Source organism: Mesorhizobium sp. HAY1-8B (assembly GCF_056868045.1).
This window is the reverse complement of record NZ_CP200321.1, coordinates 869246-886728: the sequence shown is the minus strand read 5'-3', so window position 1 is coordinate 886728 and position 17483 is coordinate 869246. Positions and strand designations below refer to the sequence as shown.

Annotated in this window: 17 protein-coding genes; 9 read left to right on the top strand and 8 right to left on the bottom strand. The window is 62.5% G+C overall.

The genetic code is table 11. The annotated features are described in order from the left end of the window. Window positions 1–199: 199 nt before the first annotated feature. Together lepA and AC1VON_RS04420 are read left to right on the top strand one after the other, a co-directional pair. Window positions 200–2005 (top strand): translation elongation factor 4, encoded by a 1806-nt coding sequence (lepA, locus tag AC1VON_RS04425; RefSeq protein ID WP_172347757.1) that lies wholly within the window; start codon window positions 200–202, stop codon window positions 2003–2005. A 315-nt stretch (window positions 2006–2320) separates the two neighbouring features. Next, window positions 2321–3883 (top strand): hypothetical protein, encoded by a 1563-nt coding sequence (locus AC1VON_RS04420; protein ID WP_483120597.1) that lies wholly within the window; start codon window positions 2321–2323, stop codon window positions 3881–3883. 851 nt (window positions 3884–4734) lie between these two features. Here AC1VON_RS04420 and AC1VON_RS04415 read toward each other — a convergent pair. The 3 genes from AC1VON_RS04415 to AC1VON_RS04405 all read right to left on the bottom strand — a co-directional run bounded on the left by AC1VON_RS04415 (window position 4735) and on the right by AC1VON_RS04405 (window position 7848). Further along, window positions 4735–6375, bottom strand: coding sequence for an ABC transporter substrate-binding protein (locus AC1VON_RS04415; RefSeq protein ID WP_483120595.1), 1641 nt, complete (start codon window positions 6373–6375; stop codon window positions 4735–4737). Between the two features lie 290 nt (window positions 6376–6665). Continuing rightward, entirely contained in the window at window positions 6666–7169 is a 504-nt protein-coding gene (gene secB, locus AC1VON_RS04410; RefSeq protein ID WP_140776400.1) for a protein-export chaperone SecB, read from the bottom strand. 178 nt (window positions 7170–7347) lie between these two features. Beyond that, window positions 7348–7848, bottom strand: a complete 501-nt coding sequence (locus AC1VON_RS04405; protein WP_483126269.1) for an FxsA family protein — start codon at window positions 7846–7848, stop codon at window positions 7348–7350. A gap of 198 nt (window positions 7849–8046) precedes the next feature. Between AC1VON_RS04405 and AC1VON_RS04400 the strand changes: the two genes are divergently transcribed. The 4 genes from AC1VON_RS04400 (at window position 8047) to AC1VON_RS04385 (ending at window position 10902) form a co-directional block, all read left to right on the top strand. Next, the gene (locus tag AC1VON_RS04400) at window positions 8047–8754 is read left to right on the top strand and encodes a Tim44/TimA family putative adaptor protein (RefSeq protein ID WP_483120594.1); all 708 of its coding nucleotides are present in this window, start codon (window positions 8047–8049) and stop codon (window positions 8752–8754) included. A 126-nt stretch (window positions 8755–8880) separates the two neighbouring features. Continuing rightward, window positions 8881–9981, top strand: a complete 1101-nt coding sequence (gene mltA, locus AC1VON_RS04395) for a murein transglycosylase A (protein WP_483120592.1) — start codon at window positions 8881–8883, stop codon at window positions 9979–9981. After that, window positions 9978–10508: a Smr/MutS family protein gene (locus AC1VON_RS04390; RefSeq protein WP_172347764.1), complete on the top strand. Its 531-nt coding sequence runs from the start codon at window positions 9978–9980 to the stop codon at window positions 10506–10508. The genes mltA and AC1VON_RS04390 overlap by 4 nt, the downstream gene beginning before the upstream one ends. A 25-nt stretch (window positions 10509–10533) precedes the next feature. Beyond that, entirely contained in the window at window positions 10534–10902 is a 369-nt protein-coding gene (locus AC1VON_RS04385) for a helix-turn-helix domain-containing protein (protein ID WP_172347765.1), read from the top strand. A 90-nt stretch (window positions 10903–10992) separates the two neighbouring features. On the opposite strand, the gene AC1VON_RS04380 is transcribed toward AC1VON_RS04385, so the two are convergent. From AC1VON_RS04380 to AC1VON_RS04365, 4 genes are all read right to left on the bottom strand, one after another. Beyond that, the gene (locus AC1VON_RS04380; protein WP_483120589.1) at window positions 10993–11238 is read right to left on the bottom strand and encodes a hypothetical protein; all 246 of its coding nucleotides are present in this window, start codon (window positions 11236–11238) and stop codon (window positions 10993–10995) included. 368 nt (window positions 11239–11606) lie between these two features. Continuing rightward, a complete protein-coding gene (locus tag AC1VON_RS04375; protein WP_483120588.1) occupies window positions 11607–12227 on the bottom strand; it encodes a transglutaminase-like cysteine peptidase in 621 nt (206 codons plus the stop codon). A gap of 158 nt (window positions 12228–12385) precedes the next feature. After that, complete coding sequence (locus tag AC1VON_RS04370; RefSeq protein WP_483120587.1) at window positions 12386–13663, bottom strand: polyhydroxyalkanoate depolymerase; 1278 nt, start codon at window positions 13661–13663, stop codon at window positions 12386–12388. A gap of 283 nt (window positions 13664–13946) precedes the next feature. After that, window positions 13947–14315, bottom strand: coding sequence for a septal ring lytic transglycosylase RlpA family protein (locus AC1VON_RS04365; RefSeq protein ID WP_056574162.1), 369 nt, complete (start codon window positions 14313–14315; stop codon window positions 13947–13949). Between the two features lie 309 nt (window positions 14316–14624). On the opposite strand from AC1VON_RS04365, the gene AC1VON_RS04360 reads away from it, so the two are divergent. Beyond that, window positions 14625–14801, top strand: a complete 177-nt coding sequence (locus tag AC1VON_RS04360) for a hypothetical protein (RefSeq protein ID WP_483120586.1) — start codon at window positions 14625–14627, stop codon at window positions 14799–14801. Between the two features lie 149 nt (window positions 14802–14950). Here AC1VON_RS04360 and AC1VON_RS04355 read toward each other — a convergent pair whose 3' ends face one another. Then, window positions 14951–15088, bottom strand: a complete 138-nt coding sequence (locus AC1VON_RS04355) for a hypothetical protein (protein ID WP_483120585.1) — start codon at window positions 15086–15088, stop codon at window positions 14951–14953. A gap of 389 nt (window positions 15089–15477) precedes the next feature. Between AC1VON_RS04355 and AC1VON_RS04350 the strand changes: the two genes are divergently transcribed. Together AC1VON_RS04350 and AC1VON_RS04345 are read left to right on the top strand one after the other, a co-directional pair. Continuing rightward, window positions 15478–15954: an RrF2 family transcriptional regulator gene (locus tag AC1VON_RS04350; RefSeq protein WP_172347770.1), complete on the top strand. Its 477-nt coding sequence runs from the start codon at window positions 15478–15480 to the stop codon at window positions 15952–15954. Between the two features lie 25 nt (window positions 15955–15979). Beyond that, window positions 15980–17323, top strand: a complete 1344-nt coding sequence (locus AC1VON_RS04345; protein WP_483120583.1) for an FAD/NAD(P)-binding protein — start codon at window positions 15980–15982, stop codon at window positions 17321–17323. Window positions 17324–17483: the final 160 nt, after the last annotated feature.

The following is a 17483-nucleotide window of genomic DNA, read 5'->3' as shown; positions in this document are numbered from 1 at the left end:
CCCCCAAGGACATTAGCAGCCGTGCAAATACCACGCAGCCGGCAAATCAAGGTCTAACGGGATCGATCAAAGTTTATGCATTTGCGGTCGCTTGACCGATATTCTCGATTTTCCGGCGCCGCTCTCCGCTTCGTGGCCGCCGGGCAGCCCTTGCGCCGCAAGCCTTGCCGCCGCTGGCCGCCCCTGCTAAAGCGCGCGCATGAGCACGCCCCTCGACCACATCCGCAATTTCTCCATCGTCGCCCATATCGACCATGGCAAATCCACGCTTGCCGACCGCCTGATCCAGCTGACCGGCGGGCTGGAGCTGCGCGACATGAAGGAGCAGGTGCTGGACTCGATGGATATCGAGCGCGAGCGCGGCATCACCATCAAGGCGCAGACGGTGCGGCTGAAGTACCACGCCAACAATGGCGAGGACTATATCCTCAACCTCATCGACACGCCCGGACATGTCGACTTCGCCTATGAAGTGTCGCGTTCGCTGGCCGCCTGCGAGGGCTCGCTGCTGGTGGTCGACGCTTCGCAGGGCGTCGAGGCGCAGACGCTGGCCAATGTCTACCAGGCGATCGACAACAACCACGAGATCGTCGTGGTGCTGAACAAGGTCGACCTGCCGGCCGCCGAGCCAGAGCGCATCCGCGAGCAGGTCGAGGAAGTGATCGGCATCGACGCCTCCAACGCCGTGCTGATCTCGGCCAAGACCGGGCTTGGCATTCCCGATGTGCTGGAGGCAATCGTCCACCAATTGCCGCCGCCGCGCGAGGGCGATGCCACCGCGCCCTTGAAGGCGATGCTGGTCGACAGCTGGTACGACGCCTATCTCGGCGTCATCGTGCTGGTGCGCATCATCGACGGCGTCCTGAAGAAGGGCCAGACCATCCGCATGATGGGCACCGGCGCCAAATACCTGGTCGAGCGCACCGGCGTGTTCACGCCCGCCCGCATCAATGTCGACGAGCTTGGCCCCGGCGAATTCGGCTTCTTCACCGGCTCGATCAAGGAAGTGGCCGACACGCGCGTCGGCGACACCATCACCGAGGACAAGCGCCCTACCGCGCATGCCTTGCCCGGCTTCAAGCCGGCGCAGCCGGTGGTGTTCTGCGGCCTGTTCCCGGTCGACGCCGCCGATTTCGAGGACCTGCGCGCCGCCGTCGGCAAACTGCGCCTCAACGACGCTTCTTTCTCTTATGAGATGGAAACCTCCGCCGCGCTCGGCTTCGGCTATCGCTGCGGCTTCCTCGGCCTCTTGCACCTCGAAATCATCCAGGAGCGGCTGGAGCGCGAGTTCAACCTCGACCTGATCGCCACCGCGCCCTCGGTCGTCTACCGGCTGCTGCTCACCGACGGCTCGGTGAAGGAACTGCACAACCCGGCCGACATGCCCGACGTGGTCAAGATCTCGGCCATCGAGGAGCCGTGGATCCGCGCCACCATCCTGACGCCCGACGACTATCTCGGCGGCATATTGAAGCTCTGCCAGGATAGGCGCGGCATCCAGGCCGATCTCTCCTATGTCGGCAAACGCGCCATGCTGACCTACGACCTGCCGCTCAACGAAGTCGTCTTCGACTTCTATGACCGGCTGAAGTCGATCTCCAAGGGCTATGCCTCGTTCGACTATCACCTGACCGACTATCGCGAAGGCGACCTGGTGAAGATGTCGATCCTGGTCAATGAGGAGCCGGTCGACGCGCTCTCCATGCTGGTGCACCGCACGGCGGCCGAAAAGCGCGGCCGGCAGATGTGCGAGAAGCTGAAGGAGCTGATCCCGCATCACCTCTTCAAGATCCCGATCCAGGCCGCCATCGGCGGCAAGGTCATCGCCCGCGAAACCATCTCCGCCCTGCGCAAGGACGTGACCGCCAAGTGCTACGGCGGCGACGTCTCACGCAAACGCAAGCTGCTGGACAAGCAGAAGGAAGGCAAGAAGCGGATGCGCCAGTTTGGCAAGGTGGATATTCCGCAGGAGGCGTTTATCCAGGCGCTGAAGATGGGGGATTGAGGGGCCGGTTGGCGCGCAGAGCGCGCCAAGTCATCGATCCAGTGGATCGATGGCAGGCTTCGAATGCGGGGATTTGTCGGAGGCAGCGGGCCCCCCGCCAGCGCGGCAGGGAAGCTGCGCGGTGGGTGTTCCGCGAGAGTGCATGGTCGCGGTATATGCCAGACCTACGATTTTGGTGCCAGACCCCACCTGATGTACTTGCCTAGCAGTCGACTTAAACAGCAGTCTCACTTGCCAGTAGCTGCTCCACTAACTCAACCGATTGTACTTCTGGAGCATCTATGTGCTAGCGTGCCCCTCCAGGGGGATAGAAGCATGCCTAAGAACAAAAGAGAATCATTCATTGAGAGCGAGCGAGCCGACCAATTCGCCGCAACACTGGAAGAGGCTACACGCTCGACCGAGGAAGGCGTCAAGTACTTCATTGAGCCTGCTAAGGGGACGTTGTCTCGGGGAAAAACACGGCGACATCATTTTATTTTTGGTCGACGTGGTTCTGGCAAATCAAGCCTTCTGAATAAGTTGCGGGCGGAGCTAACTCTGGATCGGATGCCTGTAGCATATATCGATCTAGAGACCTTCAAGGGCCACAGTTATCCAGACGTTCTGATAAGCATCATCATTAAAACCTTGGATAGCTATTCTGAATGGTTTTCCACTGCAGGCGTTTACCCCGCATCGAAGCAGTCGTTCTGGAACAGGTTGTTTGGCGCGAAACCCAGAGAGAAATCGATCGATCCTCGCAAAGTAGATGCCCTGCTGAAGCGAGTGACGCAAATGCGGGCCGAATTGGCTCATCTGCTGACAGAGCCCGAAGAGATTTCCCGAGTAAGGAAGTCAAAGCAAACGAAAGAACGGAACGCAAATGGTAAGGGGTCAGTCGACCTCCCTCAGCTTCATCTCGAGGGCGGGGTGTCTCGGTCATCTGGCACAGAGCGAGAGATACAGGACAACTACAGCTCGAAAAAAATTGAGACACTTCACCGCCGAATAATAGACTTCAAGCAGCTTTTCGCAGATCTTTCCACTATTTCTGGAAAACAGAGCTACCTTTTTCTTGACGATCTGTATCATATTCGTTCCGATCACCAAGCCGAGGTTGTCGACTACTTTCATCGTATAACTAAAGGAACTAACACATGGCTCAAGATTGGAACAATCAAGCATAGAACTCAGTGGTATTTTTTTGGCCAACCGCCGATCGGTATGAAGTTGGGGGACGACGCCGACGAGATCGATTTGGATGTGACGCTTGAGAAATACGATCTCACAAAGGAATTCTTGATAAAGGTTTTGGATCAGTTTTGTCGCGAGCATGATAGCAAAGTGGCCGATATCCTCTCAGACGGGGCCAGAGATAGGCTCGTACTCGCCAGCGGTGGAGTCGCACGCGATTTTCTGAGTATTGTTAGGCGCTCAATAGATGTCACAAGGCAGCGCTTGGCGGGCAATGACCGTTTTCGCGGCGACAGAATTTCGGCGGAGGATGTCAACAAAGCAGCTGGCGAGCTGGACGGGTTTAAGCGAGAGGATTTTAATAGAGACACCTCAGACGACGACTCGCAGAAACTAAACGACTTGTTCGAGGATGTTAAGAAGTTTTGTATCGATAAGGTCAATTGTAATTGTATACTTGTTAACAAGGAGACAAAGACAGACAGTGCCAACATGATAAAAGAGTTGGTTGATCTAAAATTCTTGCATCACGTTAGATCAAGAGTCACCACCAGAGATAAGGCCGGCCAGATCTACGACGCTTACATGCTTGACATCAGCCAGTACTCAGGTGAGCGGAAGCGAAGAAACCTTGATATGATTGAATTTTGGCACAAGGACGGAGAGAACCAACTTAGAAGGAGTTCTCTAGTTTTTACCTGATGCGATGTGCCAACGGGGTCCACGCTTCCGGCCTGTAGGACTTTGTGCGAAACCGTACCAAGCATCCCGCCTCGGTTGATCGTGCTCCCATCGCCAGCTACAAAAATCGTGCGGCGGACCTTAATCAGGTCGCCAGTGGCCGGCGCGGGACTCAGGCAATTGTCTTCACCGGCATGCGCCCGGCCATCTCGCCGCCAACAATCCAGTTGACGAGGCCTATGTCGACATGCGCCGTGCGGGTGAGTTGGCGCAAGCAGGGCCTTGCAATGATCGGCCCATTGCGCCTCGGGGATGCGGTGTTCAGCAATGGATGCCTTGAACGCCCTGCGCAGCGCATGGAAAGTGAGTGGCGGCCCGGTGGGGTCTTCCATTTGCATTGCTACCGGAGGGGCGGGAGTACGCTGACACTCTCAAGCACCAGCGCCCATTGAGTGGCCAGCGACAGCGCAACCATGCGCCCTGTGGCGGCAGCGGTCCATCGATCGGGACCGCACGCTTTGCGTCGTACATGAAATGTTGGGGCTGGCGATGCCAATGCAGTAGGGCGCCTTGCCTTCTCCCCAGAGAGCACGGAAGGCGAACGTCGGCGCCGCCCCTCATTGCCCTGCCGGGCATTTCTCCCCGTAAACGGGGCGAAAGAAGCTGGCGCAACGCCGGCGCCTTTTCCACAACGCTGGCGATTGGCGAATCGGCGATGACAGCGCCCTTCGCCCGTTTACGGGGAGTTGAGGAGTGGCCCGCGCAGCTGCTTGGCTTTTCGAACGACGAAGTGGACGGCAGCCAGATGAGGGGCAGCGCCAATTTTTACAAAGATGCCCTTACCGTGCCTCAGCGGCGCCCTCGCCTGAGCCTCACGCCTCCAACCAAACCTTCTCAAAGTGCTGCTCCAGCGCCTGGTGCTGCTCGCAGCCTTCGACGCCCTTGCGATAGGTCCGGTAGACCGAGCGCCAGTAGGGCTGGATGATGATGCCGGAATCGCGCAAATTCTTCTCGATGCCGGCCATGATCTCCTTGCGGGCCTTGGCGTCGGGCATCGCCAGCGCCTTGTCGAGCAAGTCATCGAACTCCTTGCTGGCGTAGGCGCTTTCGTTCCAGGCGGCGCCCGACTTATACGCCAACGCCAGCACCTGGACGCCGAGCGGCCGGCCCAGCCATTCGGTGCAGGAGAAGGGGTATTTGCTCCAGTCGTTCCAGAAGGTGGCGGCGGGGAGCACGGTGCGCTTGATCTTGAGGCCGGCCTCGCGCATCTGCGCCGAGATGGCGTCGGCGGTGCTCTTTTGCCATTCGACGTCGACCGAGATGAGCTCATATTCATGGTCTGGCTTGCTGGAGGCGGCGAGCAATTTCCCGGCCTCCTCCACGTCGCGTCTGGCCGGGCCGATATCGGCATATTCGGGGTGCATGGGACCGACATGGTGGTTGTCGGCGGGTTTTCCCCGCCCGTCGAGGCCGAGCTTCAGCACTGCGGAATTGTCGACGGCGAGCTGGGCGGCGCGGCGCAGCTTGACGTCCTGATAGGGCGCGTTGCCGACATTGAAGCGGGCGACGATGGTGGAGCCGGTGGCGATCTCGGAATTCTTCAGCCCCATACTGTCGGTCTGCGATACGGCGTCGGAGGCGGTTTCGTGGTCGGTGTCGATCTCGCCGGATTCGAAGGCCGACAGCATGGCATTGGGGTCGGAGCCGTAGTCGATCCACTGGATGCCATCGAGCCAGAATTCGCCCTTCCACCACGGCTTGTCCTTGCGCTTCACCTCGGCGCTCGTTTCGGCGTCCCATTTCACCAGCGCGCAGGGGCCGGTGGTGATGGCGAGCGCCTTCATGGGGTCGCCATCGCCCTCATAGGAGCGGTGCATGATCAAAGCGGGATAGTCGGCCATGCCGGCGATCAGCGAAATGTCGGGCTTCGGCAGGTTGAGCTTTATCGTGTAGTCGTCGACCTTCTCGATGCCGCCGTCGACCACCTTCTTGGTGTCGGCATTGACCAGCGCGCCCATGCGCGCGGCGACCGAATTGCCGGCGACACCGGCCTCGCACCAGCGGGTGAGGTTGTGGACGACATCGTCGGCGTTGAAGGCGTCGCCGTTCGACCAGGTGATGCCCTTGCGCACATGCAGCGTCAGCGTTCTGGCGTCGTCGCTCATCTCCCATTTTTCCAGGAGCCAGGGCTCGAACGAGAAATCGGTGTTCCAGCGCACCAGATATTCGTTGCAGTGGCGGGCGACGTTGGACATTTCGACGCCGTCGAAGGTGCGCGGGTCCTTGAAACCCTTGACGTTCATGGCGACGCGGAGGATGCCGCCCTTCCTGGGCTCGGCGGCGCGGGCAGGCGTCGGGGCGAGGCCACCAAGAGCCAGAGCGCCGGCGGCACTGACGCCAAGCCCGGCCATCAACGCCAGATATTCGCGGCGGTTGATGGCGCCGGTTTTGAAATCGTCGGCGACGGGCTTGGCTTGCGGGTGCAGTTTGCGGTCGGTCAGCATGAATTTCATCGTCGTTCCCCTTGTCGTTGGTGCATGCCGCCCAGAAGCGCAGGGGAGTTCTGGGACAGCGGCATGCACGGAAACAGGCTTGTCCCGACGAATCGCCAACGCGGGGGCGGCTGCGACCGCCGGGACGCCTTTGCCTGAGGGTGCGATGATAGAAGGGGGTGGCGCTGGGGAGTGTTCTGGAATCCGCAGGAGTTGTGCGGTGCTCCGCAGGGCGCTCACGCTTCGAGGGGTGGCGCCAATAAAAAAGCCCGGCGCGAGGCCGGGCTTTTCGGAAACGAGTATGAGAAGCCTCAGCTCACCTGGACCTTCGAGGACGCGGCCTGGTCCTCGGCGATCTTCTGCTGGAACATCTGCGCGAAATCGATCGGGTCGAGCATCAGCGGCGGGAAGCCGCCATTGCGGGTCGCCTCGGCGATGATCTGGCGGGCGAAGGGGAACAGCAGGCGCGGGCATTCGATGAACAGGATCGGCAGCATGTGCTCCTGCGGGAAGCCCGAAATGGCGAAGACGCCGCCATAGACCAGCTCGACGTTGAACAGCACTTCCTGGTCGAAGGAAGCCTTGGCGTTCAGCGTCAGATTGACGTCGAACTGCTTGTCGGAGAGCGGGTTGGCGTTGACGTTGACGTTGATGGCGATGCCGGGCGCCTTGTCGCGGCCGCGCAGCGAATTCGGCGCGCCGGGGCTTTCGAAGGACAGGTCCTTCACATACTGGGCCAGGACGTTGAGCGAAGGCTGCTGCCCCGCATTGCCGTTTCCGTTGGCGCCGACCGGCGCGTCATCATTGCTGGCCATGAGCCTTTTCCTTTTGCCTGGGCAGCGTTGCTGACCGAATTGAAATCGGGCGTTCGCTACCATGGCCGGCATGACAAGACAAGGTTTGCCGCCTTGCTTGTCACCTCGTCATTCCAGGGCGAAGCAGCCGCACGGCGGCGTCGCGGAGACCCCTGGAGCGAAGCGTCGGATGGCCGACCTAATCGTCCTTGAGACGCCGCCACGGCGAATTGTGATCCGGGCCGCGCTTGAGATCGTCCTCGCGCGAATAGTCGCCGTCGTCGAGGTCGATGACCTTGTCGCGCGGCCGGCCGCGGAACCCGCCGGCCGAGAAATCGGTGGCCACCACGATGCGGCCCTTGAAGCGGCTCCAGGCGAAGTCGCGCACCGGCGGCAGGAACAGCAGCAGGCCGATAATGTCGGTGATGAAGCCGGGGATGATCAAGAGGATCGCCGCCACCACGATCATGGCGCCATGGGCCAGCTGGCGGCTGGGATCATGGCCAGCATCCATCTCGGTGCGAATGCGGGTCATGACGCCGAAACCCTGGTGCCGGAGCAAAAGCACGCCGGCGATGCTCGAGGCCAGCACCAGGCCGACCGTCGCCAGCGCGCCGATCTCACGGCCGACGACGACGAAACCTGCGATTTCCAGCAGCGGGAGCGCGAGGAGGAAGAAGGGAAGCAGCGAAATGCGCAAGTCTTTACCGACCATTCGATTGTTTTACCCGCTGGCGACCAATCGCCGCTGGCACGAAGGCTGTTAGATAGGTATGCCTGCCTTTGATTTGAATGATTGCACCTTGCGTTCTATATGCTTTGAATGTTGAACGCTATGCGACCGCGGCCTGTTGGCTGGATGGTCCGGCCTAGAGGCAGGGATTGATTGGCGGAAGATATGGGTTTCTTCGACTTCGGCACGATTTTCTTCCTGATCGCGGCGGTGGTGATCTTCTTTCAGCTGCGCAACGTGCTGGGCCGTCGGACCGGTAGCGAGCGGCCGCCCTTCGACCCCTACACGGCGGCGCGCACCGAGAAGGACGCCACCCAGAAACCCGAGAATGTCGTTTCGCTGCCGCGCAAGCGGCTGCCGGGCGAGCCGGCGCCTGCCGATGCCTACACGGCGATCGACGCTTTCGCCAAGCCCGACACCGATCTCAACAAGGGCCTGCGCGCGATCAAGGACAATGATCCGTCCTTCGATCCGAAAGGCTTCGTCGACGGCGCAAAGATGGCCTACGAGATGATCGTCATGGCCTATGCCGACGGCGACCGCAAAACGCTGAAGAACCTTCTGTCGCGCGAAGTCTATGACGGTTTCGTCGCCGCGATCGGCGAACGCGAGGCCAAGTCGGAAAAGATCCAGTCCTCCTTCGTCGGCATCGACAAGGCCGATATCGTCTCGGCCGAGATGAAGGGCGGCGAGGCGCATGTGACGCTGCGCATCATCAGCGAGCTGATTTCGGCGACGCGCGACAAGGCGGGCGCCGTCATCGACGGCGATCCGGAAACCGTGGCCGAGGTCAAGGATGTCTGGACCTTCGCCCGCGACACGCGCTCACGCGATCCGAACTGGAAGCTCGTCGCCACCGAAGAAGAAGACTGAGTCCCGATGCATGTCGCCCAAAGGTGCGAAGCGGTTTTGGGACAACGACTTGCATCAAAGCCAGGACACGACGCGCGTCGCATGACTCTCTTCGAACTCGACGCGCTTTAAGGCGACGGGGCTCCGGTGTCGCTATCGCCTCTCTTCATCGAAAAATCCTTTGACGACCTGCCCGGCTGGAGCAACGACGACCACCTGCCGGCCTTCGAGGCTTTTCGCCGTTCCGCCTTCCACGCGCCGGTAAAACCCTATCGCAGCGGCGCGCTCGGCGTCGATTTCGGCGCCTTCACGGCGGCCTATGCGGCGGCGCGCACCGCACCGCCCGTGAACCGGTTGGAGGCGCGAACTTTCTTCGAGCGCCATTTCGTGCCGATGCTGGTCCGCGCCGAGACCGGCGCCGGGCTGGTCACCGGCTTCTACGAACCGCAGGTCGAGGCGTCGCCGGTGCGCACGGAGCGGTTTGCCGTGCCGCTGCTGTCGCGCCCGGCCGATCTCGTCGATGTCGACGACGCCAACCGGCCGCAGGGGATGGATGCCTATCTCGCCTTCGCACGCCGCACGGCGGACGGACCGGCCGAGTATTTCGACCGTGGCGCGATCGAGCGCGGGGCGCTTCAGGGCCAAGGGCTGGAAATCGCCTGGCTGGCCGACAAGGTCGACGCCTTCTTCATCCATGTGCAAGGCGCCGCACGGCTGGCGATGACCGACGGCCGGCTCCGCCGCGTCACCTATGCGGCCAAGTCAGGCCAGCGTTTCACCGGGCCGGGCAAGATCCTGAGCGAGCTGGGCGAAATCCCGCTGGCGCAAGTGACGATGCAGTCGATCCGCGCCTGGTTCAAGGCTCATCCGGGGCGCATTGACGAGATCCTGTGGCAGAACCGCTCCTACATCTTCTTCCGCGAAGCCGATGTCGAGGACGCGGCCCTCGGCCCGATCGCCGCCGCCAAGGTGCCGCTGACGCCGGGCCGTTCCGTCGCCGTCGACCGGCTGCTGCATACATTCGGCACGCCCTTCCACATCGACGCGCCGACGCTGACGGCATTCGACGAAAGACCGTTCCGGCGGCTGATGATCGCGCAGGACACCGGCTCGGCCATCACCGGGCCGGCGCGGGGCGATCTCTTCGCCGGCTCCGGCGACGCGGCCGGCGAGATCGCCGGCGTGGTGCGCAACGCCGCCGATTTCTACGCGCTGGTGCCGCGCCTGCTGGCCGGGGGCGCCAGATGAGCAAGCGCCCGGACAAGCTCAGCGAGGACGACCGGGTGCTGTGGAACCTGGTGGCGCGCACGGCCAAGCCGCTGAAGGGCAGGGCGGCCGTCGACATTCCCGATATCGCCGCCGACGCCAGGCCGACATCGCCGCAGGCGGCGCAGCCCGCCACCAATGCGCCGGGCGCGGCAAAGCCGAAGGCGCAGCATGTCACGCATCGCCTCGACGAGCCGACGCTGGACAAATTGTCGAAGGGCCGGCTGCCGATCGAGGGCCGCGTCGACCTGCATGGGATGACGCAGGACGAGGCCTATTCGCTGCTGTTCTCGTTCCTGCACCGGGCGCATGCCGGCGGCATCCGCTATGTCCTGGTCATCACCGGCAAGGGGTCGTCCTCCGGCGGCGACGGCGTGCTGCGGCGCGCGGTGCCCGCCTGGCTGTCTACGCCGGCATTCCGGCCGCTGGTCTCCAGCCACGACCATGCCGCCCGCAACCATGGCGGCTCCGGCGCGCTCTACATCAGGCTGCGGCGGGTGCGTTCATGAGGGCTGAAGCCGTGGAGCCGGGCGCATGACGCCGTTCGGCGAGAGGCTGCGGGCGCTTCGCGCCGAGCGCGGCGTCACCCAGAAGGACATGGCGGCGGCGATCGGCATCAGCGCCGCCTATCTGTCGGCGCTCGAGCACGGCAGGCGCGGGGCGCCGACCTGGACGCTGATCCAGAAGATCATCGGCTATTTCAACATCATCTGGGACGACGCCGAGGAGCTGGCGCGGCTGGCCGAAGCCTCGCATCCGCGCGTGAAGCTGGACACGTCGGGTCTCAACCCGGCCGCCACAGAGCTGGCCAATCTTCTGGCCGAAAACATCGAAAAGCTCGACGAGGCGGAGCTGCGCCGCATCACCGCCTCGATCCGCGCGGCGCTGGGCCGGCTGAAGTAACCGGTCTATCCGGATTCCGCGACGGCCGGGCGGCCGCCTGGTCGCAAGACAGTGCCCGCCGGCATTGGCCAGCGGGCAGCTGTGGCGAGATCAGTTCTTGCCGGCCGTGCCGCCGTTGGGGTTGCCGCCGTTGGTGCCCGGGCGATCATGGTCGCCACGGCCACCGTTTCCACCACCCAGGCAGTCCGATGCGCCGGCAGTGCCACAACAACGGCCGGCCCAGAGGTCATTGAGGTTGGTGTGGGCGCAGCTGACCGTCTGGTCGGCCATCGCGGATCCGCCCAGGGCCGATACGGCGGCGACGGCGAGAAGGGTGTTTCGCAGAAAAGCAGTCATTTGAAGTCTCCATGATTGGGTTTTCGTCATTCACGGCTGTGTGTCGCCGGGCGAACGAAAATGGTTCATGGAGATGCGGAAATTTTTTTTCGGGATGCGCGGCGGAGCCTCCTCGCCTTCGTCATCCACGGGCGAAGCGGACGCGCAGACCCGAGAATCCATGCCGCGACTTGCGAGCGCCGCAGCGGTGAAGAATGTAGTCATGCCGACATGAAGATGGCCCGCGCCTGTTCCTGGGCCGCCGTGTTCTATGTTGGTGTCACGGCATGGATCCTAGGGTCTGCGCGCGTCGCTACGCTCCTTGCTCCGCCCTAGGATGACGAAGCACTGGTGGTGGCGCCGCCTCACAACCGGGGCAGCCCCAGCCCCTATTCCACCGACCCCACCAGGACCTGCTGGCCGCCGCGGATCGAGACCCAGCGGCCGGTGTTGTCGATCGCCTGCCGCTTGAGGAAGCGGTAGCCGGTCTGGTCCCAGGCCCTGACCTTGTCGGTCAGGTTGTCGAGCACGTAGTCGCCCTTGTCGGTGCGCACGGTCAGCACCGAATGGCCTTCGCCGTCTGGTTTGCGCACCACGGTTATCAGGAGGTCGGCGAGCGAGATGCCCGAGCGTGACAGTTGGCGCCGCTTTTCCAGCACATAGTCCTCGCAATCGCCGACGCCTTTGTCGGGATAGGCCCAGACCTCGTCCTTGCCGTAGATGTCCATGTCGCTCATCGGCTTGATGACGGCGTTGACCCTGGCGGTGACATTGATGAGCTTGCGCATCAGCCCGTCGGTCATCCTGGCCGGTGCCAGATTGCTCGCACGGATCGAGCATTCGCCGGGGTGCAGCTTGCAGAAATCATAGTGGCCGATCGGCTGCGAGGTGATGCCCCCGGTCGCCATCGCTCCGGCAGCCAAAGCCGGTGCCATCCAGCCTCCCGTGGCTGCCAGACCGGCCGCAGCCACGCACACGCGCAGCCTTCTCGCCATTGTTGAGGAATTCATTGTCCCCGCTCACCCTGTTGTTAACGAAACGTTAAGGGCGATTGACAGTCCGTGTCAATTACGACGACGGGCTGATTTGCAGCATGGTTACCCGCGGGGAGGGACAGCGGCACTTGTGCAACAGAATCGGCCCTGAAGCCGATTTTGTCCGGAATTGCCTACCGCTTGGCGGTGCGGACCAGCTTCGGCTTCACCGCGACGCGGTTCTGGCGGCCGTAGCTGGTGATGAAGTCGACGATGCGCGGCACGATCTCGGAGCGGAAGCGCGAGCCGTTGAAGACGCCGTAATGGCCGACCGCCGGCTGCATGTAATGGGCCTTCTTGTCGGCCGGAATGTTGACGCACAGATCCTGCGCCGCCTTGGTCTGGCCGAGGCCCGATATGTCGTCATTCTCGCCCTCGACCGTGAACAGGGCGACGTTGCGGATGGCTGACGGATCGATACGGGTACCGCGATGCGTCATCTCGCCCTTGGGCAGGGCATGGCGAACGAAGACGGTGTCGACGGTCTGCAGGTAGAACTCCGCCGTCAGGTCCATGACCGCCAGATATTCGTCATAGAAGTCGCGGTGCTTCTCGGCGTTGTCGCCATCATGCTTCACAAGGTGCATGAAGAAATCCTTGTGGGCGATGATGTGGCGGTCGAGGTTCATGCTCATGAAGCCGGACAGCTGCAGGAAGCCCGGATAGACCTCGCGGCCGAAGCCCGGCACCGGCCAGGGCGCGCGCATGACGACATTGTCGCGGAACCAGTCGATGCCCTTTTCCTCGGCCAGGAGATTGACCGCGGTCGGGTTGCGGCGGGTGTCGATCGGGCCGCCCATCAGCGTCATGGTCGAGGGCACGAAGGGATCGCCCTTCGCCTCCATCAGCGCCACCGCCGCCAGAACCGGCACGGAAGGCTGGCACACCGCCATCACATGGGTGTCAGGCCCCAGCGCATGGAAGATGTCGACGATGTAATCGATATAGTCGTCGAGATCGAAACTGCCGTCGGCCAGCGGCACCATGCGGGCATCGACCCAGTCGGTGATGTGGACATCGGCATAGGGCAGCATGGATTCCACCGTGCCGCGCAGCAGCGTCGCGTAATGGCCCGACATCGGCGCCACGATCAAAAGCTTCGGATCCGGCTTGCGGCCGGCGGGCACCGCGCGTTCGAAGCGGACGAGATTGCAGAACGGCTTCGACCAGACGGTCTTTTCGGTGACCTCGACGCTCTTCCAGTCGATGACGGTCTTGCCGAGGCCGAAGGCGGGCTTGCCATAGCGGCGCGTGGTACGCTCGAACAGTTCGGCGCCCGCGGCGACCGAACGGCCCCAGGGCGTGTGCGCAATCGGATTGAGCGGGTTGGAGTAGAACATCCGCACCGCGTCGGCATACAGCCGGGCCGGCTGCAGCGCCGCATGGTTCAATTCATAGAGCTGATAGAACATCGACAACCCCGCTGCTGCCTGCGACCGAAGGGACGACGAGCAGCGCCGAGCCTCAAATGTCTCGCGGCGAAGTTAACAACTAATTGCTGCGATGCAATACGTCACGTGGCGTGACCAATGGTTCTTTCGTCCAAAGGCTTGCAAACCCGCCCGGAATGGCGGAGCCGGCTCAGTGTGCGCTGCCGAAATGTGTAGGAAATATGTCTGGCCGCCGGACACCCGACCATGATCCCGAAAACTGGTTTGGGTTTTCGAAGGAGATCATGGTCCAGGGATAATCACATCAAACGCGTGCCATGCAGACCGAGGTATGGCCGGAACCGATGAAGCCGAGCTGGCCGGCGGCGCCCTTCGACAGGTCGAGCACGCGTCCGCGAATGAACGGGCCGCGATCGTTGATGCGCACGATGACGCTTTTGCCATTGTTCTGGTTGGTGACCCGCAATTTGGTGCCGAAAGGCAAGGTGCGGTGGGCGGCGGTCATCGCCGAAGGGTTCATGCGCTCGCCCGATGCGGTTTTCGAGTGCAGCGCGTACCACGAAGCGCGACCGCACTGGCCGGCGGCGGCGGTTGCCGAAGTGGCGGAAGCGCCGACCATCAGGCCAGCAGCGATCGTTACCGCGACAAGCGCGGTCTGGTTTAGGTTCTTCATCTTTAAGGGGTGTCTCCGTTTTTGACAGACCCCAGCCGTTAGGTGCCGAATAAGGCAGGAAATGCGGCAAGCATCTGTCCGTTCCGTGGCGAGATCACACGTTTGGAGTCACCAGGTAACAGTCTGTCAGGGATTTTCCGGCGCAATCTGATCCATTCTCGATGATCTCCGGGCCGATATCCGAGTTCGTTTTGACAAGATACCGGATTAATTTCCAAGTAGAATCCGACGTGATTGTGCCACTTCCTTTGGCTCTTTCATCACGGCCACGACACGGCCATCGATCGACTTGAAAAGAGAGATCCGTCAATGAGACTGACCAAAAATCTGCTGGCCTTGATTGTGCTGGCCATCGGTGCGCTGTGGTCGCTGCAAGGCATCGGCATGGTCGGCGGCAGCTTCATGAGCGGCCAGCCGCAATGGTTTTATATCGGCATCGTCACCATGCTGGTCGGCCTGGCCGGGCTGTTGTGGGCGAACCGGTAGGGGGTGAAAGGTCGACCCCCCAATCGCGCCACCGCCGCAAGACACGTACAACCCGGCCCGGCGGGCAATAAAACAGTCGCCCACGCTATCGGTCCATTCTGTTACCGATCTATCCGGTTCGGACAGAATGCCCTGCCCCCCGGGCGGCCCTAGCCGAACGGCCGGTCCAGGATCGTGCCTTCGAGGCGGGCGAGCTCCGCGGAACCGCGCCGGCACGGTCTTTCCACCGGCACGTCCAGATCGAGCGCGATCTTGCCGGCACTGATCACCACCACAGAAATTGACAAGCCGTTCCGCGTGTTCGATGGTAAGTATAGTATCCTTATCGACATGAGGGAATTGGAGGCGACGATGAGCGGAGACCCCACCACTATGATCGCTCGCGGCTTGCATCGGCCGTCAGCGTCGCGCGAGTCGACGCCCGACACAGCCGTCCCGCCGGGAGCCATCTGTCGCTTTGCGGCCGTCGATGTGCATTTCTGTGCTCTTGATGGCACAAAAGCCTGACAAGATGGCCGAAACGGCTTGAAAACAAAGCAAAATCAACAGTTCTCGGCTTGTATATCATGTCACTAGAATTTATGTGTCATGGATGCTTGGGCGCGGCGGGGAGGCACGCCAGGCGTTTCGCAACGGATGGTCTCAAGCCATCGCATGACAGAGAAACGTTCGGTTTATGCTCACCAAAAAAGGCAAGTACGGCCTCAAGGCGCTTGTACACCTCGCGCAGATGCCGGCGGGGCAGCTCGCTTTCGTCAACGACATCGCGACCGGCAACAACATCCCGAAAAAGTTTCTTGACGCCATCCTGGGCGAGCTGCGCAATGCCGGTTTCGTCCAGAGCCGCAAGGGCAAGGATGGCGGCTACCGGCTGGCGCGGCCTGCCGACGAAATCAAGGTCGGCCATGTCGTGCGTGTCCTCGACGGGCCGCTGGCCCCAATTCCCTGCGCCAGCCGCACACAATATCAGCGCTGCGAAGACTGCAACGAGGCGACATGCCAAGTCCGACATCTGATGCTGGAGGTCCGGCAGGCGATCGCCGAGGTGCTCGACCAGCGCAGCCTCGCCGAAATGCGCGATATCGGCCTCGACGACCTCACGGTCGCGAAGGAGATCGGCGATCTTCCGGTCGCGGTGAAGGTCCAGGCCTGACGCCTCGCATAATGCGGGAACGCGCATGAGCGGGCGTGCCAATTCGATCATCATTGTCGGCGGCGGCGCCTCGGGCGTCGTGCTGGCCGCTCATCTGCTGAAATCGCCCAATCCGGATCTGCGTGTCACGCTGATCGAAAAGCGCCCGCATTTCGGCCAGGGCATCGCCTATTCGACGCTGCTGTCGGCGCATGTGCTGAATGTCAGTGCCGCCGGCATGAGCGCCTATGCCGACGACCCCGGCAATTTCTGGCGCTGGCTGCAGGCGCGCGGCCTGGTAAGCCAGGAGCAGACGCCACAGACACCCTTCTACGCGCCACGCAGCATCTATGCCCGCTATCTCGGCGAGCTGCTCGACGAACTCGAAGCGCGCGAGCAGCCGACCGGGCGGCTGCGCCTGATCCACGAGGAGAGCCTGTCGATCACGCCGACCCCATCCGGCGTCGAGGTGGCGCTCGCCAACGGCACCAGCGTCGTCGCCCACCTGGCGATACTCGCCACCGGCCATGACGAACAGCCGGCGCAGGGCCATGCGATCCGCATGGGCTCGGAAGCCGACACCGCGCTCGATCCGCGCAGCCCCGTGATGGTGCTGGGCACCGGCCTCAGCATGGTGGACGCGTTCCTGGCGCTGGAACAGCGCGGCCACACCGGCAAGATCATCGCGGTTTCCCGGCGCGGCCTGCTGCCGTCGCCGCACCGCAAGGGCAATCCGATCAAGCTCGACGTCGCCGACATCCCGCTCGGCACCCAGCTTTCCTATTTCGTCGGCTGGTTCCGCGACCTGATCCGCGAGAACCAGAAGGCCGGCATCGACTGGCGCGACGTGGTCGACGGCCTGCGCCCCTTCAACCAGAAGATCTGGCAGAACTGGCCGGCTTCCGCCAAGCGCCGCTTCGTCGAGCACACCAAGGCCTGGTGGGACATCCATCGCCATCGCATGGCGCCCGAAGTCTACGCCAAGGTGACCGAGGCCGTGCAATCCGGCCGCATCCGGCTTGTCGCCGGCCGCGTCGTCGGCATCGTGCCGGGGAGGACTTTCACCGTCGACGTGCAGTCACGACACAGCCAGCTTGTCGAGACTTTCGAGGTCGCCCGCATCTATGATTGCTCGGGCATCGTGCGTGACATTTCGACCTCGTCGAACAGCGTGGTGCGCTCGCTGGTCGACCGCGGGCTCGCGCGGCCGGACCCGATGCGCATCGGCCTCGACGTGTCGCCCAATTGCGAGATCATCGCCAGCGACGGCACGGTCTCGCGAAAGATCCTCGCCGTCGGCCCGCTGACACGCGGCACTTTCTTCGAGATCGACGCCATCCCCGACATCCGCGTCCAGTGCGCGCGACTGAGCAAGCAGTTGCTGGGCTGAGTTGTCGTTGGGGTCGTCTCTACAGCACCCCCTGACCCGGGTCGCGGACTGGAATTTCATTCCCCGTCTGGCCGTCTGATTGGCACGATCTATCTTCTTTCCCGCGACAAACGGCTGGAAAAGAGGCTACGCTGCCGCTCCGCCCCCGAGCCGGCCGCTT

Coding starts and splice junctions, on each gene's coding strand:
- lepA (WP_172347757.1), top strand. CDS start 200: ATGAGCACGCCCCTCGACCACATCCGCAATTTCTCCATCGTCGCCCAT.
- AC1VON_RS04420 (WP_483120597.1), top strand. CDS start 2,321: ATGCCTAAGAACAAAAGAGAATCATTCATTGAGAGCGAGCGAGCCGAC.
- AC1VON_RS04415 (WP_483120595.1), bottom strand. CDS start 6,375: ATGAAATTCATGCTGACCGACCGCAAACTGCACCCGCAAGCCAAGCCC.
- secB (WP_140776400.1), bottom strand. CDS start 7,169: ATGGCCAGCAATGATGACGCGCCGGTCGGCGCCAACGGAAACGGCAAT.
- AC1VON_RS04400 (WP_483120594.1), top strand. CDS start 8,047: ATGGGTTTCTTCGACTTCGGCACGATTTTCTTCCTGATCGCGGCGGTG.
- AC1VON_RS04390 (WP_172347764.1), top strand. CDS start 9,978: ATGAGCAAGCGCCCGGACAAGCTCAGCGAGGACGACCGGGTGCTGTGG.
- AC1VON_RS04385 (WP_172347765.1), top strand. CDS start 10,534: ATGACGCCGTTCGGCGAGAGGCTGCGGGCGCTTCGCGCCGAGCGCGGC.
- AC1VON_RS04380 (WP_483120589.1), bottom strand. CDS start 11,238: ATGACTGCTTTTCTGCGAAACACCCTTCTCGCCGTCGCCGCCGTATCG.
- AC1VON_RS04375 (WP_483120588.1), bottom strand. CDS start 12,227: ATGAATTCCTCAACAATGGCGAGAAGGCTGCGCGTGTGCGTGGCTGCG.
- AC1VON_RS04370 (WP_483120587.1), bottom strand. CDS start 13,663: ATGTTCTATCAGCTCTATGAATTGAACCATGCGGCGCTGCAGCCGGCC.
- AC1VON_RS04365 (WP_056574162.1), bottom strand. CDS start 14,315: ATGAAGAACCTAAACCAGACCGCGCTTGTCGCGGTAACGATCGCTGCT.
- AC1VON_RS04360 (WP_483120586.1), top strand. CDS start 14,625: ATGAGACTGACCAAAAATCTGCTGGCCTTGATTGTGCTGGCCATCGGT.
- AC1VON_RS04350 (WP_172347770.1), top strand. CDS start 15,478: ATGCTCACCAAAAAAGGCAAGTACGGCCTCAAGGCGCTTGTACACCTC.
- AC1VON_RS04345 (WP_483120583.1), top strand. CDS start 15,980: ATGAGCGGGCGTGCCAATTCGATCATCATTGTCGGCGGCGGCGCCTCG.